A 1,871-nucleotide genomic window follows, 5' to 3' on the forward strand; every position below is an offset into this window, starting at 1 on the left:
CTCGCGTCTTCCAGGGGCTGCTGCTCTTCTTCGTGCTCTCCTGCGATACGCTGATCTATTACAAAATCCGCCTGGTCTGGTCGCGGGTCGGGGGCAGGGCGGCATGACCATCTTCGAAGCCATTCTGCTGACGGTCATCACCGCCTCCACACCGCTCGTCATCGCCGCACTCGGCGAACTCGTGACTGAGCGCTCCGGCGTTCTCAATCTCGGTGTCGAAGGCATGATGATCATGGGCGCGGTCGGTGCCTTTGCCGCGGCACAGCTCACCGGCTCGGCCTATATCGGCATTGTCGGCGGTGTCGTGAGCGGCGCGCTGTTTTCGCTGTTCTTCGCCTTCCTGACGTTGACACTCGTTGCCAATCAGGTGGCGACAGGCCTTGCGCTGACGATCCTTGGCCTCGGCGCCTCTGGCATGCTCGGCGAGGCCTTCGTCGGCGCACCCGGCGTCCGGCTGCTGCCGATCGAAATCCCGGTGCTTTCCGCCATTCCCTATGTCGGAACGGTCCTCTTCAAGCAGGATCTGATCTTCTACCTGTCGATCCTGCTCGTTATCGCCGTCAACTGGTTCCTCTTCAAGAGTCGCACCGGACTGAAGATTCGCGCCATCGGTGACAATCACGGCTCGGCGCATGCGCTCGGCATCGATGTCATCCGCATGCGCTACCTTGCCGTGATGTTCGGCGGCGCCTGCGCCGGCCTTGCCGGTGCGCAGCTGTCGCTGATCTATACGCCGCAATGGACTGAGAACATGTCAGGCGGGCGCGGCTGGATCGCGCTGGCGCTCGTCGTCTTCGCCTCCTGGCGGCCCTGGCGCCTGCTGGCCGGCGGTTATCTCTTTGGAGCGGTCACGATCCTGCAACTGCACGCGCAGGCCTTCGGCATTGGCATTCCCTCGCAGTTCCTCTCGATGCTGCCCTATGCGGCGACAGTTGTGGTCCTCATCATCATCTCGCATAATCGGCGCACGACGTTGATCAATACGCCGGCCTCGCTCGGCAAAGCCTTCGTGCCGGACCGGTGAACAATAACAAACAAGACGGGTTTCGAAACTTCCAACCAACAGGGATCAATATGAAAAAACTTGCACTTGCTCTCGCAGCGACAGCTGCCCTCGTCCTGAGTATCGGTTCGGCCGCCGAGGCGGCTGACAAGACCAAGGTGTGCTTCGTTTATGTCGGCACCCGCACCGACGGCGGCTGGACGCAGGCCCATGAGAACGGCCGCCTCCAGCTCGAGAAGGAATTCGGAGACAAGATCGAGACGCCCTACCTCGAAAGCGTCCCGGAAGGCCCGGATGCCGAACGCGCCATCGAGCGCATGGCCCGCTCCGGTTGCTCGCTGATTTTCACCACGTCCTTCGGTTTCATGGATCCGACTATTGCCGTCGCCAAGAAGTTCCCGAAAGTGAAGTTCGAGCATGCGACAGGCTTCAAGGCCGCCGACAATGTCGCGACCTACAATTCCCGCTTCTATGAAGGCCGCTACATCAGTGGCATTATCGCCGGCAAGCTCTCGAAAACCGGCACGGCCGGCTATATCGCCTCCTTCCCGATTCCCGAGGTGGTGATGGGCATCAATGCCTTCGAAACTGGCGCCAAGTCGGTCAACCCGAACTTCAAGATGAAGGTTATCTGGGTCAACACCTGGTTCGACCCGGGCAAGGAAGCTGATGCCGCCAAGGCGCTGATCGACCAGGGCGTCGATATCCTCACCCAGCACACGGACACGACGGCTCCAATGCAGGTCGCCGAGCAGCGTGGCGTCAAGGCCTTCGGCCAGGCTTCCGACATGATCAAGGCTGGTCCGAACGTCCAGCTGACCGCGATCATCGACACCTGGGGCAATTATTACGTCAAGCGCGTCAAGGC

General features: G+C 61.0%; 2 protein-coding genes. Both read left to right on the forward strand.

Features of this window, described 5'->3' with window-relative positions; genetic code table 11:
- Positions 1 to 103: 103 nt before the first annotated feature.
- Entirely contained in the window at positions 104 to 1,024 is a 921-nt protein-coding gene (locus FY112_RS00465) for an ABC transporter permease (RefSeq protein WP_131622676.1), read from the forward strand.
- Between the two features lie 50 nt (positions 1,025 to 1,074).
- Positions 1,075 to 1,871: BMP family ABC transporter substrate-binding protein (locus tag FY112_RS00470; protein WP_151517361.1), on the forward strand; the 797-nt coding region annotated here is incomplete at its 3' end.

Origin of the sequence: Rhizobium sp. PEPV16 (genome assembly GCF_008919455.1) — a bacterium.
Classification (GTDB): Bacteria; Pseudomonadota; Alphaproteobacteria; order Rhizobiales; family Rhizobiaceae; genus Rhizobium; species Rhizobium leguminosarum_Q.